At 54.1% G+C, this 19,904-nt stretch carries 14 protein-coding genes; 11 read left to right on the plus strand and 3 right to left on the minus strand.

Annotated elements, in window-relative coordinates; genetic code table 11:
• Window positions 1-62: 62 nt before the first annotated feature.
• A complete protein-coding gene (locus tag OK412_RS02040; protein WP_264352623.1) occupies window positions 63-3,398 on the minus strand; it encodes a diguanylate cyclase in 3,336 nt (1,111 codons plus the stop codon).
• Window positions 3,399-3,561: 163 nt separating this feature from the next.
• Window positions 3,562-4,176, minus strand: coding sequence for a phosphatase PAP2 family protein (locus OK412_RS02045; RefSeq protein WP_010248160.1), 615 nt, complete (start codon window positions 4,174-4,176; stop codon window positions 3,562-3,564).
• 283 nt (window positions 4,177-4,459) lie between these two features.
• On the opposite strand from OK412_RS02045, the gene udk reads away from it, so the two are divergent.
• From udk to asmA, 3 genes are all read left to right on the plus strand, one after another.
• Window positions 4,460-5,101, plus strand: a complete 642-nt coding sequence (gene udk / locus OK412_RS02050) for a uridine kinase (RefSeq protein ID WP_010670982.1) — start codon at window positions 4,460-4,462, stop codon at window positions 5,099-5,101.
• Between the two features lie 81 nt (window positions 5,102-5,182).
• Window positions 5,183-5,764, plus strand: coding sequence for a dCTP deaminase (dcd, locus tag OK412_RS02055; protein ID WP_004571280.1), 582 nt, complete (start codon window positions 5,183-5,185; stop codon window positions 5,762-5,764).
• A 12-nt stretch (window positions 5,765-5,776) separates the two neighbouring features.
• Complete coding sequence (gene asmA, locus OK412_RS02060; protein ID WP_264352624.1) at window positions 5,777-7,600, plus strand: outer membrane assembly protein AsmA; 1,824 nt, start codon at window positions 5,777-5,779, stop codon at window positions 7,598-7,600.
• Between the two features lie 30 nt (window positions 7,601-7,630).
• Here asmA and OK412_RS02065 read toward each other — a convergent pair whose 3' ends face one another.
• The gene (locus OK412_RS02065) at window positions 7,631-9,202 is read right to left on the minus strand and encodes a TerC family protein (RefSeq protein WP_033767812.1); all 1,572 of its coding nucleotides are present in this window, start codon (window positions 9,200-9,202) and stop codon (window positions 7,631-7,633) included.
• A 795-nt stretch (window positions 9,203-9,997) separates the two neighbouring features.
• Between OK412_RS02065 and wbaP the strand changes: the two genes are divergently transcribed.
• From wbaP to OK412_RS02105, 8 genes are all read left to right on the plus strand, one after another.
• Window positions 9,998-11,431, plus strand: coding sequence for an undecaprenyl-phosphate galactose phosphotransferase WbaP (gene wbaP, locus OK412_RS02070; RefSeq protein ID WP_010248148.1), 1,434 nt, complete (start codon window positions 9,998-10,000; stop codon window positions 11,429-11,431).
• A gap of 287 nt (window positions 11,432-11,718) precedes the next feature.
• Window positions 11,719-12,858 (plus strand): polysaccharide export protein, encoded by a 1,140-nt coding sequence (locus tag OK412_RS02075; protein ID WP_010248145.1) that lies wholly within the window; start codon window positions 11,719-11,721, stop codon window positions 12,856-12,858.
• A 9-nt stretch (window positions 12,859-12,867) separates the two neighbouring features.
• A complete protein-coding gene (locus OK412_RS02080; RefSeq protein ID WP_010248142.1) occupies window positions 12,868-13,302 on the plus strand; it encodes a protein-tyrosine-phosphatase in 435 nt (144 codons plus the stop codon).
• A 12-nt stretch (window positions 13,303-13,314) separates the two neighbouring features.
• Window positions 13,315-15,492: a tyrosine-protein kinase Wzc gene (gene wzc, locus OK412_RS02085; RefSeq protein WP_010248139.1), complete on the plus strand. Its 2,178-nt coding sequence runs from the start codon at window positions 13,315-13,317 to the stop codon at window positions 15,490-15,492.
• Window positions 15,493-15,769: 277 nt separating this feature from the next.
• Window positions 15,770-16,906 carry an EpsG family protein gene (locus OK412_RS02090; RefSeq protein ID WP_010248137.1) on the plus strand — a complete coding sequence of 379 codons (1,137 nt, stop codon included), beginning with the start codon at window positions 15,770-15,772 and terminating at the stop codon, window positions 16,904-16,906.
• Window positions 16,907-17,034: 128 nt separating this feature from the next.
• Complete coding sequence (locus tag OK412_RS02095) at window positions 17,035-17,952, plus strand: glycosyltransferase family 2 protein (RefSeq protein ID WP_031591361.1); 918 nt, start codon at window positions 17,035-17,037, stop codon at window positions 17,950-17,952.
• Window positions 17,953-18,021: 69 nt separating this feature from the next.
• Entirely contained in the window at window positions 18,022-18,774 is a 753-nt protein-coding gene (locus OK412_RS02100; RefSeq protein WP_010670978.1) for a glycosyltransferase family 2 protein, read from the plus strand.
• Window positions 18,775-18,820: 46 nt separating this feature from the next.
• Window positions 18,821-19,855 carry a glycosyltransferase gene (locus OK412_RS02105; RefSeq protein WP_264352625.1) on the plus strand — a complete coding sequence of 345 codons (1,035 nt, stop codon included), beginning with the start codon at window positions 18,821-18,823 and terminating at the stop codon, window positions 19,853-19,855.
• Window positions 19,856-19,904: the final 49 nt, after the last annotated feature.

Raw genomic sequence — 19,904 nt, forward strand, 5'->3', positions numbered from 1 at the left:
CCGGAAAAAAGGGGGCGACTTTAGCGCAGCTTCAGCAGGGTGGCAAGCGGTCAGCGCCGGAATTAACGAATAGCGAAGATGTGATCTTCAGCCAGTGAACGCAACGGCTGGCGCTCCGCCACGGCACTGCCCCAGACGCCGTTAACATCAAGGTTAGCCAGGGTGCTGAGCAGGGCCGGTACCGAAACCGGACCGGCCAGCACCGAGATATTGCGCTGTGTTGCCTGGCCCTGAATGATGGTCAGCAGCATCTCATCCATCAGATTATTATGAACGTTGGCAACCAGTTCAGGTGCCAGCACCAGATAATCGACCACCTCGTCACTCAGCAGATTGAAGGCATCCAGATTACGGCCAAAATGCTGCAATACGATGCGGCAGCCGCACTGGCGCAGTTGCAGCAGCGCGGCATAGAGCTGATCGCCCTGGCTCAGCACGCTGGCGGCAGGGAAAGCAAAACCACAGCCGCTGCTGGAGAGACCGGCGGCAACAAAGCGCTGGCAGAGTTGCTGCACAAAGGCGGCATCACTCAGCACCTGGGCATTAAGCGGCAGAATCACCGGAATGCCTTTGTTATTGAGCCGCTGCACGTCGTGGCGGAAAAAAGCCTCAAGAGTATTATTATCCAGCCGGCGACGCAGCGTTTCATCAGGCAGGTTATTGCGTAACAGTGTCTCATCCAGCAGCAACCCGTCAGCGGTTAACAGCTGCACTTCAAGCAGCCAGATAAAGGCAGCCTGCGGCGTTTTTGGCGGGGCAACGGCCCAGGCGGGCAGTTCGATCTGCAGCGCATCAATCATCGCCGCATCCATGCCCTGATGGTTGCCCGACAGCGGTAAGCGATGCTGTTCGTAGACCACCAGCCGTCCACGCCCGCTGCGTTTGGCGTTGTAACAGGCGATGTCCGCCTGCGAAAGCACGTCGCTGCTCTGACAGTTTTCTGCTGAAATCTGCGTCACGCCCGCGCTGGCACCGACCTGATAGAGGCGTCCCAGCCACTGGAACCGGTAATCATTTACCGCGGCGACAATGCGCTGCACCACATCATGTGCCTGTGCGATATCGCAATCGGGCATCAGTAGTGCAAACTCATCACCGCCCAGTCGCGCAAGGAAATCGCTGCTGCGCAGAGGGTGCTGCATCAGATCGGAGAGTTCGCGCAGTAACGCATCGCCTGCAGCATGCCCGGCGCTGTCATTGACCGCTTTAAACTTATCAAGGTCGATAAACACCAGCACATGCTGATGCTGATGTTCAGCGGCATCAAACAGCAGACGCTTAAGCTGAAGTTCGAAGCTGGCGCGGTTAGGCAGGCGGGTCAGGGTGTCATGCAGCGCGCTGTAGCTCAGGCGCTTCATCAGTTTGCGTGACTCACTCACATCCTGAATGACCATCACCGCCCCCTGTTCCAGACCCGCTTCCGAACGCAGCGGCGTGATGCTGTAGTGAATATCGATATGGCCGCCGTCCGGGGTATGCAGCACCAGATCTTCAGCGAGACCGGGGGTGACTTTTTCCGGCGGCAGCTGGCATAACAGCAAACTCTCTACCTCAGGGCCGTTACGTCCCTGCGTGATATGCAGCAGCTCACTCAGCGGCTGACCGGCGGCCTGCTCCTGCGACCAGCCACTCATTTTCTCCGCCACCGGGTTCATAAAGGCAACGCGCATCTCTTTATCGGTGCTGATGACCGCTTCGCCGATCGAATCCAGGGTGATCGCCATGCGCTCTTTCTCCTGAAACAGCGCCTCATTAAGATTGCGTAGCGGCGTGATGTCCTGACAGATGCCCAGCATACGCTCAATGCGGCCTTCTTTACTCAGCAGCCGGTTGGCCTGAGTGCGCACCCAGCGATGTCCCTGGTCATCGACCACGCGGTACTCCATGTGAAACGCGCTGCGAAGCTCAATCGCCTGTTGCACCGTCAGTGCGGCATACTCGCGATCGGCGGGATGCAGCAGATGGATCCAGAGGTCATAGCTGGGTGACTCATGCGGGGCAAGACCAAACAGCGCGTACATGCGCTTGTCCCATAACATCTCGCCGGTCAGCAGGTTCCACTCCCATACGCCAATGCCACCCGCTTCGTTGGCCAGCGTAATACGCTCCATCAGCCGGCGATTCACCTGCTCGCTCTGCTTCAGCTCAGAGATATCGATAATCTGCGCAATAAAGTAGAGCGGTTCCTGGTTACCATCGCGCACCAGCGATACCGTCAGCCGCGCCCAGACAATCTCGCCATCTTTGCGGAAATAGCGCTTCTCAAAGGTGTAGGTATCAATCTCACCCGCCAGCAGTCGGTTCGCATGTTGCAAATCCAGGCTGAGATCGTCGGGATGGGTGATCTGCTGAAAGGTCAGCCGCTTCAGCTCCTCAGCCGGATAGCCCAGGATCTGGCACAGCGAGCGGTTGACCTGCAACCAGCTGCCGTGGGGCGCCACCAGCGCCATCCCAATGGCGGAGTACTCCATGGCGTGACGGAAGCGGGTTTCACTGTCAGTGATATGGAGCTTTTCGCGCCGGAACGCATCCATCACCAGCGACATAATGTGACTGGGGATTAGCACCAGCAGGAACGGCAGCCAGCTGGAGACCGGGCCCAGCGCGCTGTTGTTGTTCACCACGGTGACCAGATCAAAGGCGAGCAGTATCGAGATAAAACTGGCGTTCAGGAAGAACAGCACGAACGCCTGCAGCTTGGGCAGGCGGACCGCGCACCAGAACAGGATCACCACGATAAAGGTAAAGGGCCACGGCAAAAAGCGCAGCGCCAGATAACTGGCCCCGAGGGTGAGAAGAAGCGTCAGCAGAGCTTCGGCAAGGCGCAGATTGCTGAACCCCGTGCGACGCAGCGGCCACGGCAGCAGTAACAGCATCGGGCCTAACACCAGCATGCCGATGATTTCGGAGATCACCCAGGTATAAAAGAAGGGAAACGAGGCGTGGCCGGTGACCTGTAGCGTCCAGAGTGCCAGCAGGCCGCCGAGCACCGGCGTCACGATGCCCACCGACAGTACCATCCGAGCCCAGTCATGCAGCGAATCCAGCGGCGCGCGCCGATCCAGCAGGGCGCGCAGCAGCATGCCACCCACACCGGCCTGGATAAGATTGAGCAGGGCGAATTTAATGTTCGAGAGGGCAGGCCCGATGATGATGGCATTAGCCCCGGCGGTGCCAAGCACGCAGGCTGTCAGCAGCAGCGGGAGCTGGCGTGACGGGCAGCGGAAAACCACGACGGTCATTAACGTAGTCGGAAACCAGAGCGGGGAGATTTTGCCGCTGACGACGATCAGTTCCAGACAGAAGAGTGTCAGGACAAACACCACGCAGCCAAGGAGCAGCGCCGAGAGCCAGCGGTTTGGCGTGCTATTTTGCGGGGACAGGATCTCTATCGTCATGCGGACTTCCGGCAGGGTGCAACGCTCCACAATGGCGAATCAGGCACCAGTCATTCTCTCACTGCATGCTAGCACATCCGGCAAAGAAAAAAGGGGTGAAATCAATATTGCCCGTTATTCGGCGAATTGACGGGCACGGTAAGATTGATTGCCAGCACGTTGATTACTGGCGGAAAAGATCGGCGCGGGTATAGGGTTTCTCCATGCCCGCAAGGCTGGCGGCGAAACGCTCCAGGAACTGCTGCGTGGTGGCAACACGACCGTGACTCATCAATACAAACGGCACTAACAGCGCAGCACCGACCTGCGGCCAGCTGAAGCCTTTGAGCGAGGTGCGACGCTGGGAGATCAGAAACGCCGTGCTCAGCGTGAAGCCCAGCAGCAGCCCGGTGACCACCTCACTTTTTGAGTGTGCGTGAATGACCAGGCGGGAGAAACCGACCATCAGGGGAATCAGATAACCAACCCCAATCGCCGCAATGCGCCACATCGCGGACCAGCGCCCGGAAATCAGCCATAGCATGACCGGCCACAGCGTGGCGGACATGGCGCTGTGGCCGCTGAAACCGGTAAAATTAAAGCGGGCGCTGCCGATGCCAAACCCCAGAAACAGAATTTTAGAGATGCTGACGGTCAGGCCAGCCAGGCCAAATGCCACAATCCAGTAAAAGACCGTATGACGATTATCACTCTTCCACGGCAAAATCAGCGCAATAATCACGGCTGTTGGAATCAACAGCATGCTGTCGCCAAAATAGGTCAAAGTCTTCCAGTGCATACCACTCCTGATGCATCTTCGGTCGTCACGTTAGCGACACGCGTTGTCTGAACAGCGCGCCGCGCAGGCCATTTTTTTTATAGTATGGTGTGCCGCTAGTTTATCGGTGAAATGAGTGGCGTCCAAAGGAGAAAGTCTGAAAAGTCGCCGACGCCATTTCTCTGGCATCAAAAGGCCGAAATCCCTATACTTAGCGCGAACACACCCTCTCCATTTCGGCCCGTCCGCTGCCCGCGTAATGTGTGACCAGTGGCAGGCTCCAGTTATCAGGTCTTAAAAAAGTATGACTGACAAGTCTCATCAGTGCGTGATTGTAGGCATTGCCGGCGCTTCCGCATCCGGTAAAAGTTTAATTGCCAGCACGCTCTATCGTGAAATCCGTGATCAGGTAGGTGGCGAGCACATCGGGGTCATCCCGGAAGATGCTTATTACAAAGATCAAAGTCACCTCACCATGGAAGAGAGGGTTAAAACCAATTATGACCATCCGAGCGCGATGGATCATGATTTGCTGTTGCAGCATCTGCAGGCGGTTAAAGCTGGTCAGGATATTGAGCTGCCGGTCTACAGCTACGTTGAGCACACCCGCACCCAGCAAACGCATCATCTGAGCGCAAAAAAGGTCATCATCCTTGAAGGCATTCTGCTGTTAACCGATGCCCGTCTGCGCCAGGAACTCAACTTCTCTATCTTCGTGGACACGCCGCTCGACATCTGTCTGATGCGTCGTATGAAACGTGACGTCAATGAGCGTGGCCGCTCAATGGATTCGGTAATGAGTCAGTATCAGAAGACCGTGCGTCCGATGTTCCTGCAGTTTATCGAGCCATCAAAACAGTACGCCGATATCATTGTGCCGCGCGGCGGAAAAAACCGTATCGCCATCGATATCCTCAAGGCGAAAATCAACCAGTTTTTTGAATAACGCACGTCCGTCCGGACGTGATGCAGACCGGCGGCAGGCACGCATGCCGGTTTGCTACACTAATGCCATGGAGTTACCGCAATGAGATTATGCGATCGCGATATTGAAGCCTGGCTGGACAATGGCAAACTGGCCATTGAGCCACGGCCGCCGGTCGAGCGCATTAACGGGGCCACCGTCGATGTGCGTCTGGGTAATCAGTTCCGCACCTTCAGCGGTCATACCGCGGCCTTTATCGATCTGAGCGGCCCGAAACAGGAAGTGAGCGCGGCACTGGATCGGGTCATGAGCGATGAGATCGTATTGCCTGATGGCGAAGCCTTTTTCCTCCATCCGGGAGAGCTGGCGCTGGCGGTGACGCTGGAGTCCGTGACGCTGCCTGACGATCTGGTCGGCTGGCTGGATGGCCGTTCATCGCTGGCGCGACTTGGGTTGATGGTACACGTTACGGCTCACCGCATCGATCCTGGCTGGCAGGGCCGTATCGTGCTGGAGTTCTACAATTCAGGTAAACTGCCGCTGGCTCTGCGTCCCGGCATGTTGATCGGCGCGCTGAGTTTTGAACCGCTTTCAGGCCCGGCTGCGCGTCCCTACAACCGGCGTGAAGATGCGAAATATCGCGGTCAGCAGGGCGCTGATGCCAGCCGTATCGACAAAGACTGATCTGAGGATGTAATGAAAAGAGTGATAACCACGCTGGCCATCCTGTTAGTGGTGGTCGTAACGGGAATGAGCGCGCTGGTGCTGCTGGTCAATCCCAACGACTTTCGTGCCTATATGGTGCAGCAGGTCGAACAACGCAGTGGTTATCGCCTTGAGGTCAGCAGCGATCTGCGCTGGCACGTCTGGCCTCAGCTCAGCATTCTGGCCGGCCGGATGAGCCTGACCGCGCCGGGCGCCAGCCAGCCGATGGTCTCGGCGGAAAACATGCGGCTGGATGTTGATCTCTGGCCACTGTTATCCCATCAGCTCAGCGTCAGCCAGGTGATGCTGAAAAATGCGATAGTGCGGGTGACGCCAGATAGCCGCGCGCAGCGTGCCAGAAATGCGCCCCAGGGTCCGCGTGATGCGGAGCCGGCTTCGCCTTCCAGCGGCTGGTCATTCGATATCGCTAAACTGCGGGTAGCAGACAGTCTGTTGATCTGGCAGCAGCCAGGCGGCGACGAGTATAATTTCCGCGACCTCAACATTAATATGGAACAGGACGCGAACAAGCTGGCGACCCTGTCGCTGAGCACCACGCTGATGCGCAACCAGCGCAACGCCACACTGAATCTCAAAGGCCAGCTGGATGCCGCGCAATATCCCCATCGCCTCAGCGGCCAGTTGCAGCAGCTTGATTACACCTTGTCCGGCGCCGATATTCCGGCACAGGGGATCAAAGGCTCGCTGAGCCTGCAGGGCGAGTGGGATGGCGACAGCCAGCAGCTCTCCTTCAGTAATCTGCAGCTCACCGCCAATGACAGCACCCTGACCGGGCAGGGCAGTGGCCATATTGCGCCACCGCAGCAGCTGGCGCTGGATCTGAAAGCCAGCAACCTTAACTTAGATAATTTACTCACCAGTGCGCCCGTCTCTGACGCACCTGGCGTGCAGCACGCCACCGTAGCCCGTTCGCCGGTGATTGCTGCGCCGCGGGAACGCAGCAACGCCGACTCTCCGCTGAATGACCTGGATCTGGCGCTGAAGTTACAGGCTGACAATGCGGTATGGCGCGGACTCTCTCTGACCAGTCTTTCGGTGAACGCCAGCAATCAGCAGGGAGTGATGACGCTGAAGACGCTCAGCGGCAAGCTGGGCAATGGCAGCTTCTCAATTCCCGGCAGTATCGATATCCGCCAGCCAGAGACGCGGGTCAGCCTTAAACCCCAACTCCGGTTAATTGCGATTCAGCCGCTGCTTAAAGCGTTTGAACTGCCGGAAAGTGTGCAGGGGAACCTGAGTCTGGATGGCGAGCTGTCGGGCGATACGCTGACGGTCGAAGCAGCCAAACGTCGCTGGCAGGGCAGGGCGACCATCAGCGCCAGCAACCTGAAGCTGGCACAGCTGAATCTGCAGCAGATGGTGCAGCGTGCCGTGGCGCGGGTCAGCGATAAGGTCAGCAGCGATCAGGCGGTGGATGAGGGGATTGAGTCGATTAGCGCACAGGTGGCGCTGAATAAGGGCGTACTCAGCTTCAGCGATATCAATGGCAACGGACAGAATCTGGGCCTGCAGGGTGCGGGCAAAGTTGACATGGTGCAGCAACAGCTGGATATGACCCTGGGGCTGAAAATCAGCGGCTGGCGTGGCGATGATGCGCTGGTGAAGGCGCTCTCCAGTCAGCCGGTTCCGCTGCGCATGTATGGTCGCTGGGACAGCCTGCAATACTCTCTGCCGGTGGATGACGTTCTGCGTAACCGGCTGCAGAGTGAGGCGAAATCACGGCTGAATCAGTGGATCGATCGCCAGAAAGAGGGCGAGAACAAAGAGAACCTGAAGAAAATCATGCGCCCGTAGCGGGCGCATTTCCTTCAGCCAGCTAATTGCTCAGACCTCGTAACTGATATCGGGCTGCAGCAGGATCTCGACTTTCTGCACCCGATGATTTTCGACCTGCAGCGTTCGCAGCAGATAGTCACCCAGTTGCAACACTTCGCCTTCCTGAGGGATGTGTTGCAGCTTATCCATCAGTAATCCCGCCAGCGTATGATAGTCACCCTGCTCATCGAGCGGCAATTTCACATAGAGCGCCAGATCTTCCAGCGGCATATGACCGTTAGCAATCCAGTGACCTTCATCCTGAATCTGAATATCGTAGCGAGCATCGATTTCACCCGCCTCATTCGGCAGATTGCCGGCGATGGTCTCCATTACATCGCTCAGCGTCACCACGCCTTCCACCGAACCAAACTCATCGACAACAAACGCGAAGTGAGTATGGGCCTGACGAAACTGTTCCAGCGCCTGCAGCACCGTCAGCCGTTCAGGAAAGACCAGCGGCTGTCGAATCAGGGCGCGTAAATCCAGGGAATTGTGGTGCAGTGACTGGTGCAGCAGATCGATAACATGAACCACGCCCAGCGGTTCGCTGGAGTGATCCGTTATCAGTATTCGCGTGTGCTGGTTGCGGTCGAGGCGCGACATAATCTCTGCCGGATCATCACTGAGATCGATATGTTCGACGTCGTGGCGCGAGGTCATGATGCTGTTAATGTGGCGCTGACCCATGCCCAGTACGCGGGCAATCATCACCCGTTCCTGCCGGTTAAACAGCATGCTGTCATCGCTGTCAGCAATCAGTGACGAAGTTTTCGCATCCAGCTCCGCCGGTTCTGCCGCGCCGCGCAGCAGCCGTAACACCGCTTCCGCCGTGCGCTGGCGTAGCGGACGACCGGCCGAAAGCACCCGACGACGATTAAAGTGCGCCAGCTGGTTCAGTGCCTCAATGACCACCGAGAAGCCGATTGCCGCATAGAGGTAGCCTTTGGGGATCACAAAGCCAAAGCCTTCCGCCACCAGGCTGAAGCCGATCATCAGCAGAAAGCTTAAGCAGAGGATCACAATCGTAGGATGGTTGTTCACGAAGCGGGTTAACGGCTTGCTGGCGAGCAGCATCAGCAGAATGGCGATGGTGACCGCAATCATCATGACCGGTAAGTCATTAACCATGCCGACGGCAGTAATCACCGCATCCAGCGAGAAGATGGCATCCAGCACCACGATTTGCGCCACCACCGGCCAGAATTTAGCGCCGCCTTTTTGTTGACCGGAGGCCTCATCACCCCCTTCAAGACGCTCATTCAACTCTGTGGTGGCTTTAAATAGCAGGAAAATCCCCCCTGTCAGCAGCAGTAAATCGCGCGCACTGAAGGGGTGGCCCGCAAGCGTAATCCAGGGTTCTTTCAGCGTAACCAGCCAGGAAAGCGATGCCAGCAGCAATAATCGGCACAATAACGCCAGCAGTAGTCCAATCACGCGCGCGCGGTCGCGAAGCGGCCCTGGAAGCTTCTCCACCAGGATGGCGATGAAGATCAGATTGTCGATGCCTAAAACCAGTTCCAGAACGATTAGCGTTACTAATCCCGCCCATAGCGAGGGATCTGCAATTACCTCCAGCATGCCTTGTTCACCTGAATGTCTTAAATTGAGTTTTCTCTGATGATAGTGGAGTGCGAAGCCACGTACAAATGGCAGGGCAGGGGGCATGTTCCCAGATAACCACGCTATATCGTGCAAAATATGAACATAATAGTGTGACGCTTTGATTAACTTCACAGAGCGCAGTAGAGATAATTCTTAGTCATTGGCTGACAGGAAAGAGATATTCACCTGTCGGGCTTATGCGATTTATCTCATCGGGAGTATGGCATTAATCCGAATTGTGAAGAAAGGATTGCACTGCCCGTCAGGCCTCAATACTAATTGCTGGTAGTCTTTTTCCTAAAATAGTCCAGGGATGGCGGGACCTGCTTGTAAACAAGCCAGTAATAACTAGTATAGCAACAAGTTAGCAAACTCTGCCCCAGAGTCGTAATCTGCGTACCTATTCGACATTAATCGCAATGTCACGAATGAGTAATTCGCCTGTGAACGTCTGTATGATGCGTTGCGGTAACGCTAACACATTACGGGGAGCATTATGAATGATGACAGCGATATTGGCAGCGACAGCCAAGGGCGGTAGCGTGCCCGAATCGCGTTTTTGTTGATAAAGTGAGCAGCGCTGGCGGTGGTTAAGTCAGAGTAATCTGTTGGTATTCATCACGATATTATTGGTTTCATGGTTAAGATCATTGGCGTAAACGCCGCAGGAGCTCCCCTTAGAAACGGCTCACTCTGGAGAGGTTTCGTCGCTTAATGATTAAACAGGCGATAGCCGTTGCGGGTTTAAGGAAATAAAATAAAGAGTTAAATATGCGCGATACAGAATTTACGTTTAAAAGTCTTATTACCAAATTAATGCTGGCATGTTCAGACTTAATTTGTTTCAACGCAGCGTTCTTTTTGGCGATGATGCTAATTAATTTGCAGTCAGATTCGCCGCTGGCAGATATTTCTGAAAAAGAAATGAATTTAAAAATTGCCACACACATTTGTCTGTCGGTAATTTGTATTGGCTGGTTCTGGGTAAGGCTGCGTCACTACACTTACCGCAAACCTTTCTGGTTCGAATTAAAAGAAGTTTTTCGTACCATTCTTATATTTTCTGTTATCGACCTGTCGATTACCGCCCTGTCGCAGTGGCAGATGTCGCGTTTCGTCTGGTTACTGACCTGGATCCTGGCGCTGATTTTAATTCCGACCTGCCGCGCGCTTTCTAAACGTCTGCTGAATAAAAATGGCTTGTGGAAAAAACAGACCATTATTATCGGCAGCAGCAAAAATGCGCACGAAGCCTGGCAGGCACTGCAAAGCGAAGAAGTCATGGGTTTTGACGTTATCGCCTTCTATGACGTTGATGGAACCTGTCCGCAGGAGATCATGAACGGCGTGCCGGTGCTGCGCGACGAGCAGGAGCTCTGGAGCCTCACCAACAGCGAAACGCAGTTTATCGTTGCGGTTGAGTATGAGCAGAGTCAGTACCGTGATGTCTGGCTTAAATCGCTGGCGATGCACAACTGCCGTTCAGTGTCAGTGATCCCAACCCTGCGTGGTGTACCGCTCTACGGTACCGACATGGCCTATATCTTCAGCCATGAAGTGATGATCCTGCGGGTTCAGAACAACCTGGCTAAACGCACGTCGCGCTTCCTGAAGCGGGCATTCGATATCGTGGGTGCGCTCTCGATTATCCTGATGCTGATGCCAGCACTGCTGGTACTGGGCTTCCTGGTGGGTCGTGACGGTGGACCACCGATTTATGGTCACGAGCGTGTGGGAATGAATGGCCGTAAATTCAAATGTCTGAAATTCCGCTCGATGGTCATTAATTCAAAAGAAGTGCTGGAAGAGGTACTTCGTACTGATCCGATTGCCCGTGCGGAATGGGATAAAGATTTCAAACTCAAAAATGATCCACGTATTACTAAAGTGGGCCACTTCATCCGTAAAACAAGCCTCGATGAGCTCCCTCAGCTCTGGAACGTGGTGCGCGGTGATATGAGTCTGGTCGGACCGCGTCCGGTCATTGAAGATGAACTCTGTCGTTATGCCGGTGATGTTGATTATTACCTGATGGCAAAGCCAGGCATGACGGGATTGTGGCAGGTCAGCGGTCGTAATGATGTTGACTATGAAACCCGCGTCTATTTCGACTCGTGGTACGTGAAAAACTGGTCACTGTGGAACGACATCGCGATTCTGTTTAAAACAGTGGGCGTGGTGTTGAAACGCGATGGTGCCTATTAATCGTGAGTCGGAATGAGCGCGTTAATGCGCGCTCAGAGGTGTTTTGCCGTTGTCAGGCGTGTCGTTGATAGTGGCCATCATCAGGGATATCGCTGTGCATCCATAGTCCGCTATGATGCGTGGCGTTCAGGGTACACCCTGGTAGATGGCCGCTACTTATAACAAGTGGAGCAAGGATAATGAACGACAGGTTCAGTGCTTAAGTCAGGTAGGATTTACTTTTTGTTGGACGCTTACACAGCGGCGGTTTCGCCTCTATCAATAAATAACTGATAGCGAAGATCTAAATGATTACAATCAAAATGAAATTGATACCCTTGCTGGTATCCGCCACATTCCTTAGCGGGTGTACGATCGAACCAGGTTCTCACCTTTCTACATCAGGAAAAGATGTTGTTGAACAGCAGGATAGCAACTTTGACATCGATAAATATGTCAACGTCTTCCCGTTAACGCCTTCACTGGTTGAAAGGATGCGTCCGAAGCCACTGGTGGCTCAGACGAATCCTGCCCTGCAGAACGAAATTCAGAACTACGAATACCGTATCGGTGTGGGCGATGTTCTGACCGTAACGGTCTGGGATCACCCGGAACTGACCACCCCAGCGGGTCAGTACCGTAGCGCCAGCGACACCGGTAACTGGGTGCATTCTGACGGCACCATTTTCTATCCCTACATCGGTCGTGTGCGTGTAGCGGGCCGTACCGTCGGCGAAGTACGTGACGAAGTGTCACGTCGTCTGGCTCAGTACATCGAAAGCCCACAGGTTGATGTCAGCATCGCCTCGTTCAAATCACAGAAAACTTATGTGACGGGTTCAGTGACCACTTCTGGTCAGCAGCCCATCACCAACGTTCCGTTGACGGTGCTGGATGCGATCAACGCCGCTGGCGGCCTGGCCGCTGATGCTGACTGGCGCAACGTGGTGCTGACGCACAACGGTCGTGAACAGCGCATCTCTCTGCAGGCACTGATGCAGAATGGTGACCTGAGCCAGAACCACCTCCTCTATCCAGGCGATATTCTTTACGTTCCGCGTAACGATGATCTGAAAATCTTCGTGATGGGTGAAGTGAAGCAGCAGACCACCCTGAAAATGGACCGTAGCGGCATGACGCTGGCGGAAGCACTGGGCAATGCGGCCGGGATGGATCAAACCACCTCTGACGCCACCGGTGTATTCGTTATCCGTCCACTGCACGGCACCGATCGCAACAAGATTGCCAACATCTATCAGTTGAACACCAAAGATGCGGCATCCATGGTGATGGGAACCGATTTCCAGCTCCAGCCTTACGACATCGTTTATGTCACCTCTACGCCGCTGACGCGCTGGAACCGTGTGATTGGGCAGTTGATACCGACCATCGCAGGTATCAACGATGCAACACAGGCCGCATCGCGTATCCGTACCTGGGGTAATTAAGGTCCCATCATGATTAAGTCCGTGTTAGTCGTTTGCGTTGGCAACATCTGCCGCTCTCCTACCGGAGAGCGCCTGTTTAAACGTGCGCTGCCTGATTTAGACGTTCGCTCTGCCGGCCTGGGGGCGCTGGTCGGCCACCCGGCCGACAAGACGGCGTCTGAAGTCGCTGCTGCGCAGGGTCTGTCGCTGGAAGGACATGAGGCGCAACAGTTGACGGCAGAGATGTGCCGCAACGTTGACCTGATTCTGGTGATGGAAAAGCGACATATTGAACAGGTGAATCGCATCGACCCAGCCGCGCGTGGCAAAACCATGCTGCTTGGGCACTGGCTCAATCAGAAAGAAATTGCGGATCCGTACAGAAAAAGCCGTGAGGCCTTTGAAGAGATTTACGGATTACTGGAAAACGCTACCCAGAAGTGGGTGAACGTATTAAGCCGATAGTTGGGATTATCCATGAATATAAAAAATAAGGTCAGAACCGCGCCGGGAGAGGATTCGAATGGATGGGATCTGGCGCATCTTGTGGGACAGCTAATTGATCATCGCTGGATCATTGTTGCCGTTACCGCTTTTTTCATGCTGGCGGGAACACTCTACACACTGTTTGCAACACCCATTTATAGCGCAGATGCGTTAGTTCAGGTTGAGCAGAAGAATGCCAGCACCGTTCTGAACGAAATTGACAGCATTCTGCCACCGACACCAGCCTCTGATACGGAAATCGAGATTCTGGAATCCCGTATGGTCATCGGCAAAACCGTTGACGATCTGGGTCTGGATACCGTCGTTGAGCAGAACTATTTCCCGGTTATCGGTAAAGGTCTGTCGCGCCTGATGGGCAACAAACCCGCCAGTATCGCGATTTCGCGCCTGGAAATCCCACGCACTATCGACAAACGTAACGTTGAACTGGAAGTGACCGGTCCGGATAGCTACACCGTCTCAAAAGATGGCGATGAGCTGTTCAAAGGTAAAGTCGGCCAGCTGGAGTCGCACGGCGACATCAGCATGCTGGTCAGCGAGATTCACGCTGATGAAGGCACCAGCTTCACCGTGACCAAGTTGAATAACCTGCAGGCGATCCGTTCAGTGCTCTCTAACCTGACCGTGGCAGACAAAGGTAAAGATACCGGCGTGCTGGGTCTGGAGTATCTGGGTGAAGATCCAGAGCAGATCAGTAAAGTGCTGAACCAGATTGTGAATAACTATCTGTTGCAGAACGTTGAGCGCAAGTCAGCGCAGGCAGAGAAAAGCCTGGAGTTCTTACGCACTCAGCTGCCTGCCGTGCGCAGCAAGCTGGATGAAGCGGAAGACAAGCTGAACACCTTCCGTCGTCAGAACGAATCTGTTGACCTGTCACTGGAAGCGAAATCCGCTCTGGACTCCTCTGTCAGCGTGCAGAGTCAGCTGAACGAACTGACCTTCCGTGAAGCTGAAGTCTCTCAGCTGTTTACCAAAGATCACCCGACGTATCGCGCGCTGCTTGAAAAACGCAAAACGCTGGAAGGTGAGCAGGCTCAGCTGAATAAGAAAATTGCTGGCATGCCACAGACTCAGCAGGAAATCCTGCGTCTGACCCGTGACGTTCAGTCTGGTCAGGAGATCTACATGCAGCTGCTGAACCGTCAGCAGGAGCTGGGTATCAGTAAAGCGAGCACCGTGGGTGATGTCCGCATCATCGATGGCGCGCAGACCGCTAACTCGCCTGTTGCACCGAAGAAGCTGCTGATCATCGCCGCGAGCCTGATTTTCGGTCTATTTGTGTCAGTGGGTCTGGTTCTGCTGAAAGCGCTGCTGCATCACGGCATCGAGAACCCGGATCAGCTGGAAGAGCTGGGCATGAATGTCTATGCCAGCGTTCCACTGTCAGACTGGCAGCGTAAGAAGGATACCGAAGCCCTGGCGCGTCGTGGCAGCAAGGTGAAAACCGATCCGCACGAAACGCTGCTGGCGCTGGGTAACCCGACTGACCTCTCCATCGAAGCTATTCGTAGCCTGCGTACCAGCCTGCACTTCGCGATGATGGAAGCGAAAAACAATATCCTGATGATCACCGGTGCCAGCCCGGGTATTGGTAAAACCTTTATCTGTGCCAACCTGGCGACCCTGGTCGCGAAAGCGGGTCAGCGTGTTCTGTTTATCGATGGCGACATGCGTCGTGGTTACACCCACGAACTGCTGGGCGCAGATAACAAATCAGGTCTGTCCAACGTGCTGTCCGGTAAAACTGAGTTCAGCCCGGCGCTGATTCAGCAGGGCGTGTACGGTTTCGACTTCCTGCCACGTGGTCAGGTTCCGCCGAACCCGTCTGAGCTGCTGATGCATCGTCGCATGGGTGAGCTGCTGGAGTGGGCGAGCAAGAACTACGACCTGGTGTTAATCGATACGCCGCCAATCCTGGCCGTCACCGATGCCTCTATCATCGGTAAGCTGGCCGGCACCTCACTGATGGTGGCGCGTTTCGAAGCCAACACCACCAAAGAAGTGGACGTCAGCTTCAAACGCTTTGCCCAGAACGGTATTGAGATTAAAGGTGTGATCCTCAACGCCGTGGTGCGTAAAGCCGCTAATGCGTATGGCTATGGGTATGACTACTACGCCTATGACTACGGCAAGACGAACAAAAGCTGATCATTGAGCAATAAAACAGGGGGCGGTCTGACCGCCCCTTTTTATCGTCCCTTTGAATGACGACACGCATCAATTTACACAGGTTATTCTGTCCAAACCCACAAAAGCGATACATCTATAAATCGCATGGCGAGCGTCACTCAACAGAATTCATCACCAGCAGGCATCGCCCGCACGCAATTTGTGACCGTGCAATCAGACTCGCTGTAAAGCCAGTCGGGAAGGCGAAGCGTGATTATTGCTGGCATGAGAACTTGTGGAATTAAGGAATCACACCATGGCTCCATATTGGTATGTATCAGGCTTTTTACTGCTGCTTTCGCTGTTTGAAATAGCGCTAAAAAAAGACGAACGCACAAATTATATTCTGACCTGGCTACTCTGTTTTGCCGCCGTGACTTTGATTATTTTCGGGGGAATACGCGGTCTTGGTACCGGCATGGATGACTTTCAGTACCGGAGCTTCTTCGAAGACTTTGTAAGACGTATTGAGATTAATGGCTTCTTTAATACCGTTGCGTTTTTCCGTTACGAACCGCTGATTTTTGCGATGGCCTGGCTCACCAGCCTGTTTTCGCACAATGCCAGCATCTTCCTGTTTGTCTTCTGCGCCATTGCCGTTTCCATCAATACCTGGTTTTTCAGGAAGATGTCTCCGTATCCGGTGCTGGCGCTGGTGCTCTATTCGGCGCACATCTTTATCAACAAAGACATTAACCAGATTCGCTTTGGCCTGAGTTCTGCGCTGTTCCTTGGCGTTCTCTGGTCGATCTATCTCAAGCGCTACTGGTGGGCATTTGCCTTCTTTATTCTGTCGTTCACGAGCCATAACACCGGTGTCATGGTGGTGACGCTTGTGCCGTTCCTGTTTATCCGGGACTGGCGCTGGTGGCCGGTCATTATCATCGTTGCCAGTCTGCCGCTATCGGTTGTGGGCGGCTCGGGCTTTATTGCCCTGATTGCCGGTCATCTGGGATCGCTGGGAGAGAGGGCATCGGGCTATAACAATGACCCCTCCTATGCAATGGGTGGCAGCATCCTGGCCGTATCGAACCTGAAAAACATCATGCTGGTGTTTGTCTTCTTCTATTTCATGCTGACCGATAAGCTGAAGCGCGAGAATTACGCCCAGTATCGCCTTAACTATCTGCTGATTTTAAGTTTTGCCATCGGCGGAGCGATCAGGATCTTCCTGTATAACTTCCCGTCAGGTTCGCGCCTGTCCAACTATCTGCAGCAGGTCGAGCCGATCATCCTGACCTCGCTGATTTATCAGGCAAGGCGATCCTGGAAGCCAGCGCTGTATGCCATGCTGGTGTTCTTCCTGCTCTATTACCTCTACTACAACACCATTTCAACCAAACAGGCCGTTACCGGTTATGAAGTGGCGCGGGAGTTTTGGCTGATCCACTAATCAATCTGACGACCGCCTCTGGGTGACGAGTTTCACCCAGGGGCGGTCGTCGGTCAGAACACAGGTTTTTCATCGACCGTTGTCGAATGAACTGTTTATTTTTGAACTACTTTAATGAGGTGCTGGCAATGAAGGACATTCGTTTCTCCATCGTAATTCCGGCTTATAACGCGTCAGAATCGATTGTCACGACGCTGGATTGCGTTAAAGCACAAACGTATCGCAATTTCGAAGTCATCATCGTTGATGATAAATCTGCGGATGCCGCCGCGCTGGCGGATGTGGTGCGCAGCGAACGCTACCGGGATCTCGATATCAATCTGGTGCTCTCCGAGGTCAAACTCAACGGCGCTGGTGCGCGTAACAAAGGCATTGAGCTGGCGACCGGTGACTACGTCAGCTTCCTTGACGCCGATGATGAGTGGGCCGCGGACAAACTGCAGCAGGTGAGCGAAAAAATTGCTCAGCTGGACGCGCAGGGCAAAAAGAATTTCGTCATTTTCAGCCAGGTGAATATCTATCAGGATGGCACGTTCCTGAAAGTGATGCCGATGCAGCCGCCAGGCAAAAATGAAACGGTTGCGGAGTATCTGTTCGGCTGCTACGGCTTTATCCAGACCAGCACCATTGTGCTGAAGCGGGAAGACGCGGCAAAAATTCAGTTCGATACCCGCTACATCCGTCATCAGGACTATGATTTCTGCATTCGTGCCGACCGCATGGGCTATGACTTTGTGATGATCGCCGCACCGCTGGCGAACTACCACCTGGTCACTAAGTTTGGCTCGAAACACAAAGGCGAATCGGTGAACTACTCGATGTTCTGGCTCGATAGCATGAAGCCGCATCTTACCCCGCGTGATATCCACACCTACAAAGCTTTTAAGCTGCCGCTGCGCTACAAGATGGATGGTAAGTCGCTGATGGCGAGCCTGAGCTTCGCGCGCTACTTCTTCCTCACCAACAAAGACAACCGTGCTTATTTCATGAACCGGGTTAAAGACAAGGTCAGAGCACGTTTCGGCGGTGAGAAAGCGATCTCCTGACGCGCGCCGCGCCTCGCTCTGCTCCTGATGCCAGGAGCGACTCTTTTTACGATTAATTCAGGGTTGAAGATGAATACTTCTGTTGGAACCGTTGGCATCGTCATGCCTATGTATAATGCACGTCAGACGGTGTTACGCGCGGTGCAATCGGTTATCAATCAGCACTATACCGACTGGCATCTCTATCTGGTCAACGATAAATCGACCGATGACTCGCTGGAATTTGTGCGTGAGCATTGTCAGGATCCGCGCATTACCATTCTGGATAACGCGGTCAACATGGGCGCAGCAGAGACCCGAAACGTCGGGCTGCGCGCGGCCACTGAAGAGATTATTGCCTTTCTCGACAGCGACGATGAGTGGCATGCGGATAAACTGACCCAGCAGGTCGCTGCCATCGCGGCCGGCGATGATTTTGTGATTACCGAATATCACTATAAAACCCGCAAGGCTGAGCACGACATTACCTACGGCAAACCTTATTTGCAGCAGGAAAACTTTGTGAAGAAGCAGTATCGCGTCTGCTTCTCCTCCGTCTGTTTCCGCCGTCCGCCGCAGGGGCTTTTCTTCCAGCGCAAAGGCCACGAAGATTTCCTGTTTTTGTATGAATTATTCACCCGCTATAAGCAGGCGCGCGTAATTCAGACGATTCTGGTCAACTATTACGAATTAGGCGATTCCCTTTCCCGTAATAAGAACAAAGCGGCCCAGTGGCACCTTGAATTATTAAGAATTATCTATAAAAACAATCCTTTAAAAATCTATTACTATTACGCCTGGTATATGGTGAATGGTGTGCTGTTTACCCTTAAGCATCGTTAAGCCTGTCGGCAGGATTGTCTTTAAAATTTGAGGTGGATAGCGTTTCATGAAAAAAATTGTCCTGGTGATCAAAGATGCTTATTCGTATGCGGGCACCGAGAACATCTGTAACTTCATGTCAGAGTGTCTTGGCGAGACCCATGAAGTCACCATCTACTCGCTGGAAGGCAGTGGAAAAACCTTTTACCCGTTTGAGCACGTCAAACAGATCGTCAGCTTTGAAGGGCAGAGCAATCCGATCAAAAGCGCGGTTGCCCGGATTCACGAAGAGGGTTTCGATACCGTCTTCCTGATCAGCATGGGCCGCCTGAGCGTGATGTTCGCTTTCTGGAATCTGCTGGCGATGAAGAAGAAGCGGGGCAAAGCCTACGCCTGCGAACACATCGCCATTAACTCCTTCAGCAAACCGATTAAGTTCCTCAAGTTTCTGCTGTTGCGCTACTACGACCGCGTGATTGTTCTGACCGAAAAAGATCATCAGGTGTTCAGCCGCTGGCGCATTCCCAGCAAGCAAATCCCCAACCCGGTGGTTTACAAAGACTATCAGCGCCAGACCCGTCATCGCCAGGCGCTGGCAGTTGGCCGACTGGATAACCAGAAGGGCTTTGACCTGATGCTGGATATCTGGCGCGACTTCGCCCGCAGCCATCCTGACTGGACGCTGGTGATTGCCGGTGACGGTGAACTGCGTCAACAGTTGCATGACCAGGCGGCGGTGCTGGGCATCACCGACAGCGTGAAGTTTGTCGGCAAGGTCAGCAATATCAACGACTACTATCGCGACAGCGATATGGCGCTGATGACCTCGCGCTACGAAGGATTGCCACTGGTGCTGCTGGAAGCAAAATCCTGGTCGCTGCCGGTAGTGGCATATGACTGCCCGACCGGTCCACAGGAGATCATCAATCACGGTGAAGATGGTTTCCTGGTTCCGATGAACGACAAAGCCACGTTTCTGGCCCGAATGGAGCAGCTCGCCAGCGATGACGCGCTGTTCTATGCCATGAGCGAAAAAACGAAACAGACCGCGCTGAAATTCGACGGTAATCAGATTAAGCAAAGCTGGCTGTCATTGGTTTAACCGGAGCTGGAAAAGCTCACTTGCGACGTGCCTCAGGGACACCGCCATG

The sequence above is a fragment of the Pantoea sp. JV6 genome, assembly GCF_025910055.1.
Lineage (GTDB): Bacteria > Pseudomonadota > Gammaproteobacteria > Enterobacterales > Enterobacteriaceae > Pantoea > Pantoea agglomerans.

What these genes read in the sequence shown, in the direction of transcription:
- OK412_RS02040 (WP_264352623.1), bottom strand. Translation starts at nt 3,398, where the DNA reads ATGACGATAGAGATCCTGTCCCCGCAAAATAGCACGCCAAACCGCTGG.
- OK412_RS02045 (WP_010248160.1), bottom strand. Translation starts at nt 4,176, where the DNA reads ATGCACTGGAAGACTTTGACCTATTTTGGCGACAGCATGCTGTTGATT.
- udk (WP_010670982.1), top strand. Translation starts at nt 4,460, where the DNA reads ATGACTGACAAGTCTCATCAGTGCGTGATTGTAGGCATTGCCGGCGCT.
- dcd (WP_004571280.1), top strand. Translation starts at nt 5,183, where the DNA reads ATGAGATTATGCGATCGCGATATTGAAGCCTGGCTGGACAATGGCAAA.
- asmA (WP_264352624.1), top strand. Translation starts at nt 5,777, where the DNA reads ATGAAAAGAGTGATAACCACGCTGGCCATCCTGTTAGTGGTGGTCGTA.
- OK412_RS02065 (WP_033767812.1), bottom strand. Translation starts at nt 9,202, where the DNA reads ATGCTGGAGGTAATTGCAGATCCCTCGCTATGGGCGGGATTAGTAACG.
- wbaP (WP_010248148.1), top strand. Translation starts at nt 9,998, where the DNA reads ATGCGCGATACAGAATTTACGTTTAAAAGTCTTATTACCAAATTAATG.
- OK412_RS02075 (WP_010248145.1), top strand. Translation starts at nt 11,719, where the DNA reads ATGATTACAATCAAAATGAAATTGATACCCTTGCTGGTATCCGCCACA.
- OK412_RS02080 (WP_010248142.1), top strand. Translation starts at nt 12,868, where the DNA reads ATGATTAAGTCCGTGTTAGTCGTTTGCGTTGGCAACATCTGCCGCTCT.
- wzc (WP_010248139.1), top strand. Translation starts at nt 13,315, where the DNA reads ATGAATATAAAAAATAAGGTCAGAACCGCGCCGGGAGAGGATTCGAAT.
- OK412_RS02090 (WP_010248137.1), top strand. Translation starts at nt 15,770, where the DNA reads ATGGCTCCATATTGGTATGTATCAGGCTTTTTACTGCTGCTTTCGCTG.
- OK412_RS02095 (WP_031591361.1), top strand. Translation starts at nt 17,035, where the DNA reads ATGAAGGACATTCGTTTCTCCATCGTAATTCCGGCTTATAACGCGTCA.
- OK412_RS02100 (WP_010670978.1), top strand. Translation starts at nt 18,022, where the DNA reads ATGAATACTTCTGTTGGAACCGTTGGCATCGTCATGCCTATGTATAAT.
- OK412_RS02105 (WP_264352625.1), top strand. Translation starts at nt 18,821, where the DNA reads ATGAAAAAAATTGTCCTGGTGATCAAAGATGCTTATTCGTATGCGGGC.